Source organism: Flavobacterium sp., assembly GCF_035456225.1.
Lineage (GTDB): Bacteria > Bacteroidota > Bacteroidia > Flavobacteriales > Flavobacteriaceae > Flavobacterium.
The window spans coordinates 1-6,265 of the sequence record NZ_DATIDM010000166.1; the positions used below are offsets into that span (position 1 = coordinate 1).

At 35.7% G+C, this 6,265-nt stretch carries 5 protein-coding genes; 3 read left to right on the forward strand and 2 right to left on the reverse strand.

Features of this window, described 5'->3' with window-relative positions; genetic code table 11:
- Positions 1–57 precede the first annotated feature (57 nt).
- The gene (locus VLB74_RS09975) at positions 58–2,301 is read left to right on the forward strand and encodes a M1 family metallopeptidase (RefSeq protein WP_325203313.1); all 2,244 of its coding nucleotides are present in this window, start codon (positions 58–60) and stop codon (positions 2,299–2,301) included.
- A 103-nt stretch (positions 2,302–2,404) separates the two neighbouring features.
- Here VLB74_RS09975 and VLB74_RS09980 read toward each other — a convergent pair whose 3' ends face one another.
- Entirely contained in the window at positions 2,405–3,217 is an 813-nt protein-coding gene (locus VLB74_RS09980; RefSeq protein ID WP_325203314.1) for a DUF695 domain-containing protein, read from the reverse strand.
- A 245-nt stretch (positions 3,218–3,462) separates the two neighbouring features.
- Between VLB74_RS09980 and VLB74_RS09985 the strand changes: the two genes are divergently transcribed.
- A complete protein-coding gene (locus VLB74_RS09985) occupies positions 3,463–4,317 on the forward strand; it encodes an OmpA family protein (RefSeq protein ID WP_325203315.1) in 855 nt (284 codons plus the stop codon).
- 48 nt (positions 4,318–4,365) lie between these two features.
- Entirely contained in the window at positions 4,366–5,202 is an 837-nt protein-coding gene (locus VLB74_RS09990) for a GIN domain-containing protein (RefSeq protein WP_325203316.1), read from the forward strand.
- A 53-nt stretch (positions 5,203–5,255) separates the two neighbouring features.
- Here the strand turns inward: VLB74_RS09990 and VLB74_RS09995 are convergent, their stop codons facing one another.
- Positions 5,256–6,071: a lysophospholipid acyltransferase family protein gene (locus VLB74_RS09995; protein ID WP_325203317.1), complete on the reverse strand. Its 816-nt coding sequence runs from the start codon at positions 6,069–6,071 to the stop codon at positions 5,256–5,258.
- Positions 6,072–6,265 lie beyond the last annotated feature (194 nt).

The following is a 6,265-nucleotide window of genomic DNA, read 5'->3' on the forward strand; positions in this document are numbered from 1 at the left end:
ATTTTTATGAATTCATAATTAAAAACAAATTCTATAACAATCACCACTACTCTGACTATGAAAAAAATTGCAGTAAACGCACTTTCATTAAGCTTCCTTTTTTTAGGATGTTTTGTCGTAAAGGCACAGAATACCCAAACTTCAAAGTACAATTACAATGAAGCTTTCGGCAATAACTTTTATACAAAAAACGCAACAGAAACACGCTCTGCCAGCGGTCAGCCCGGAGCAAAATACTGGCAAAACAGAGCCGACTACAGCTTAACGGCAACCTTAAACGACCAGACAAACGAAATTACCGGTTCGGAAACGCTGACTTACACCAACAACAGTCCGGACAAAATGGGCTTTTTATGGATGCATTTAGACCAAAATCTGTTTAAAAAGGATTCCCGGGGGAACGCTATCATTCCTGTTAAAGGAAGCAGAAACGGAGCCAGAGGCCAGGTTTTCGATGGAGGCCACAAAATCAAATCCGTTTCGATTGTCAGCATTCAAAACGGAAAAACGGTTGAAAAAGAAGTTAAGTACTCTATTGTTGATACCCGAATGCAAATCATCCTTCCCCAAGAACTGAATGCCAACGGAGGAACTGTAAAAATAAAAATTGATTTCTCTTTCATCTCCCCTATCGAAGGTTCGGACAGAATGGGCGTTCTAGATACTAAAAACGGAAAAATATTTGCCATGGCACAATGGTATCCGAGAATGTGTGTTTATGACGATGTTCGCGGATGGGATACACATCCGTATTTAGGCGCCGGTGAATTCTATTTGGAGTACGGTGATTTTGACCTTGCTATCACAGTTCCGGCTAACCATATTGTAGTTTCATCGGGTGAATTGCAAAACCCTAAAGAAGTATACACCGCTGAACAACAAAAACGCTGGGAACAAGCTAAACAAAGTGAGAAAACGGTTATCATCCGTTCGGAAGAAGAAGTTACCAATCCGTCTTCACGTCCTTCAGGAAAAACCACTTTGACCTGGAAATTCAAAATGAAAAATTCCCGTGATGTATCCTGGGCTTCTTCGGCTGCTTTCGTTATTGACGCGGCAAGAATCAATCTGCCCAGCGGGAAAAAATCGTTAGCTATCGGTGCTTACCCGGCAGAAAGTAATGGAAAACAAGCTTGGGGAAGAGCTACAGAATACACTAAAACCTCTATAGAAAATTATTCCAAAAGATGGTATGAATATCCTTATCCGGCAGCAGTAAATGTAGCGGCAAATGTAGGCGGAATGGAATATCCGGGTATTGTGTTTTGTCATTACAGATCAAAAGGAGAAGGTCTATGGGGAGTAACCGATCATGAATTCGGACACAACTGGTTCCCAATGATTGTTGGTTCTAATGAGCGATTATTTGCCTGGATGGACGAAGGTTTCAACACATTCATAAACGGCATCAGCTCTGAAGATTTCAACAACGGCGAATACAAAGAGGAAAAAATAAACAGGCATCACGAAGCTTCTGTACTCACAAGTCAGTCTTTGGAGCCTATTATAAGTGCTCCGGACAATTTAAAGGAAGCTAATTTAGGATTATTGGCCTATCAGAAACCGGGCGAAGGATTACACATGCTGCGTGAAATGTTAGGCAAAGAACGATTTGATTATGCTTTCAGAACTTATGTTGAGCGTTGGGCCTTCAAACACCCGATGCCGGACGACTTTTTCAGATCGATTGAAAATGTGGCGGGAGAAGATTTAAGTTGGTTCTGGAGAAGTTGGTTCATCAACAACTGGCAGTTGGATCAGGCTATTACAAAAGTAAAATACATTAAAAACGATGCTAAACAAGGCGCTTTGATTACCATTGCCAATCTGGAAAAAATGCCAATGCCGGTGACTTTGGATATCAAAACGAAAAGCGGTGCCGTAACAAGAGTTAATCTTCCGGTTGATATCTGGCAGCGTAATATGGAATGGACCTTCAAACACGATTCGAAAGAAGAATTGGAGAGCATCACTATTGACCCTGAAAATAATATGCCGGACATTAATGAGGAAAACAACACCTGGACATTAGCCAAAAACGGTGTTGAAAAAGCAGCTGATTTAAGCGCTTACACTGGAAATTTCTCCAGTAAGCAAATGCCGATTAAAATCAAATTTACGCAAGAAGACGGTGATTTGATTATTAATTCAGAAGGAAGGCCACCGTTCCCAATGGAAAATAAAGGAAAGGACAAATTCGCTATTGAACAGGCCGGGATTGTAATTCAGTTTAACGAAACAAAATCCGGTTTCAATTTTAAAGTCGGTGAACAGAGTTTTGAATTTACCCGCGATAAATAATCCGTAAGTTATTTTTAAAAATAAAACTATAAAAAACATCAGTGATCGCTGATGTTTTTTTATTTGGAATAGGGCAAACTTTAAACTTAAAAATCAGTATAGATCATTCCAGAATATTAAAGTTGATATACAATCCTTCATCAGAAAAATAATTATATAAATCCACAACCTCTGATTCGATTTTGTCTTTATTAATTATTTGTTTCGAACGAAATTGGTAAACAAACTTATATTCCGATTTAGGATAATTATCTCCTATTTTATTAAAACTCTTCAGAGTGAGCCCTCTCTTTTCTATTTCTTTCAATTGCAAAGCATTTCGTTCAGATTTAAAAAAAATTGTGTGAATGATCTTCTTTTCAGTTTCGGGGCTTTCCAATCTTTTAATTTCATCCCGGACATCGAGCATCAACGTTTCAGGAATATTGGGTTTAATATAATCGTCGAAATAATCCCATGCCGGATCAGTATAGGTGTCCACCCTGAGAGAGTATGTGAAATCATTTATTTTTACATTATCAAACGCATCTTTTATAATGGAACTGGTATCAGAATAAATTACCATATGATAATTTCCCTCATAAAAGTAACTGGAAACAAATACATACCTTAATCGTTTAGCATTCAAAATTTCAAGCACGTTCGCTTCATACTTAAGGAATGATTCTTTTTCCGTTTTGTTTGGCAATCCTTCAGCATCAGGTTCGATTAATGATGCATTTATTATAGCAACTTCCTTCATTTCCGAAATAGGCCAGAGTATCTCAACCGAACGATTAAGAGTTATTAGCGCTTTTTTGTCATCTAAAAATGTATAATAATAACTCCAGTTTTCTTCAATTAATTCAGAATTGGTTCTTTGAGCAAAGACAACGTTTGAAAAAAACAATGCGAATGAAAAAAACAATTTTATCATACCGATGCGTATTTAGTTAATACTTAATCAATTGTTAGCGAAAAATAACGCACTTAAATTGCAACATATAAGAAAGAAATTCTATACGAAATAAACTTTTCCGTTTCCGCATACGATTTAAAAATCGGAGAACAGAATTATAATTTTACCTTCGATAAATAATTCGGAATTCATTTTGATTTCAAATGAAAAAACCAGTAAATACTGGCACTTTTTTTATTTATGTTTGCAAAAACAATCCTTATATGAAAAACATATTGTTTTTTCTGACTTTCGTCTTCTTTTCACAATTACTATTTTCACAGGAAAGCGTTTCGTTTTATTTTGACAATAACAAATCCGAATTAGGAAATGAGCAAATAAATAATTTGACTGAATGGATAAATTCAAATAAAAATTCTAAAATACTTTCTATTATTGGTTCAACAGATAAAAAAGGAACTACCGAATCAAATAAAAACTTATCCTTGAGAAGAGTTGATTTTTTGATAAAAGCTTTAGACAATCAAATAAAATGCCGGGAAGATTTTAAAACTATTGGTTTAGGTGAGAAAGAGTCTAAACTGTTCGATAATGCATTAGACAGAAAAGTCACTATCTATTATCTTAAAAAAAACCAATTTGATCTGGAAGAATTTATTATCAATGATTTTATAGTTTCGAAAACGATAGATTCTTTAAAGATAACCGATGTAAATGAATTAAAACTATCAAAAAAATTGAGTCTGACTGAAATTACAGAATTGACACCAAATGCCACATTGTTTTCTTTAGAGGGAATTGAATTTGAATTTGATTCGGATATTTTATTAGGTAACAGCAAACGTAATTTATTAAAATGGGCTGCTTTATTAAATGAAAAACCCAACATAAAAATCATTATTATGGGACATATATGCTGTGTTCCAAGAGACGATTATAAATTGTCTTCCAGAAGAGCAAAGGCGGTTAAAAACTTTTTAATTCAACAGGGCATTTCAGAAGAAAGATTGCAGTATATTGGCTATGGCGCTTCGAAACCTAAATACAGAATTCCGGAAAAAAACGGCTATGAAGCTTTAATGAACCGAAGAGTCGAAATTTTAATTGTTGATAAATAATGACATTGTTTTTATATTATATTTGTGATAACTAAAGACGCTAACCCTATGAAAAAATTATACTTCCTACTAATTGCAATAGTATTTACATCGGCTTGTTTTGCTCAGAAAAAAGAAAAAATCAAAGGTTCCAAAATAGTAACCGTTACCCAAAAAGAAGTTGAACCTTTTGAAAGCCTGGAGATTGAAGACAATCTTGAAATTTTCATCATTAAAGGTGAGAAACAAGGCATTGAAATTGAAGCCGATGATAATCTTCATGACGCTTTAAAATATGAAATGGTTGGAAGCGCACTTCGTTTAAGTTCTGCCAAAGAAGTTATAGGAGCCAAAAAATTCAGTGTTCGCGTAACGTATACGGACAATCTGAAATTAATTACCGTAAAACAGGACGCCCAGTTAAATGCACTTGCCGATTTGCAGTTAAAAGAGATAACAGTAAAAAATTACGATTATTCAAAATCGTATTTAAATGTAAAATCCAATCATTTTACGTTGCTGATGAATGACAAGTCCAAAGCTGAATTAAACGTAAAATCAGAATCGGCTACTTTAGAATTGAGCAAAAACGCAGAACTGAAAGCGTTGGTAAACACTACGAATTTAAAATTGGATCTCTATCAAAAAACCAATGCCAATGTGGAAGGCGAAGCCGCGACAGCAAAAATACGTCTGGATAATAACGCAACACTTTCGGCTAAAAAACTGGCTGCATCAGACATGGAACTGACTGCCGAATCATACACAACTGCCAACGTAAACGCTATTAAGAATATCAGCATTACTGCAACAGGAAAATCGGAAATCCAATTGTATGGCGTTCCTAAAGTGAACATGATCAATTTTGCCGACAATGCAACCTTATACAAGAAACAGATTCAATAATCTTACACATTAAGAGATAAAAAAACACCTGCAAAAAGCAGGTGTTTTTTTTATTAGTAATTCCATTGGCGCTGTCTGTCCAGTTCTTTCATTTCTTCAATTGTTTCTCTCGGAATCACTTTCAGGAAAGAAGGATGCTGTTCAATGGCATATTCTATTTTTTCAACAATTTCATCTATGGTTTCATTGTCGTAATCAATCTGCAATGGTTCTTTTATTATAAATGATTGCAGGATTCCTTTCTTCTTTAATCGCAACCCTTTCTTGTCAAATGAACGGCGGAAACCGTCAATCACAATCGGAACCACAATAGGCTTATGCTGTTTTATGATGTGGGCGGTTCCTTTTCGGACAGGTTTAAACGATTTTGTTGTCCCTTGCGGAAAAGTGATTACCCATCCGTCTTCCAGTGCGATTTTTATGTTTTCGGTATCATTCGGATTAACTTCTTTTTTCTCGTTCTCTGCAACATCTTTGCCTCCTGCCCTCCAGGTTCTTTCAACCGTTATGGCTCCGACATAAGACAAAACCCTCGGAAGTAATCCCGCCTGCATGGTTTCCTTGGCTGCCACATAATAAATGTTGAGTTTAGGATTCCACAAATAGCCAATATTTTTTATGTTGTCATGTCGGCCTTTTAAACTGGCATTGAAAACGTGAAACATCGCAACAACATCCGCGAAATAAGTCTGGTGATTCGAAATAAAAAGAACATTGGTCTGCGGTAAGTCCTTAATAATATCGGAACCTTCAATATGCAATTCGTTGAAACCGCGATATCGTCTGTGGGTTAACGCACCGAAAACACGAATCAACCATTTCTTGATAAAAAGTATATGACCAAAAGGATTTCTTTTAAACAATCCCATAATTCCTTACATTAATTTTCTAAAAAGTCAGCAAATTTATGAAAAACTGTACTAATCCAATACTTTCTTGATGGTTTCTTTAAGTTCACTCATCATCATGGCAGTAGCGCCCCAAACCACATACTTGTCCACATTAAAAACCGGAACTTTTATGTTTTCGGTATCATTCGGATTAACTTCTTTTTTCTCGTTCT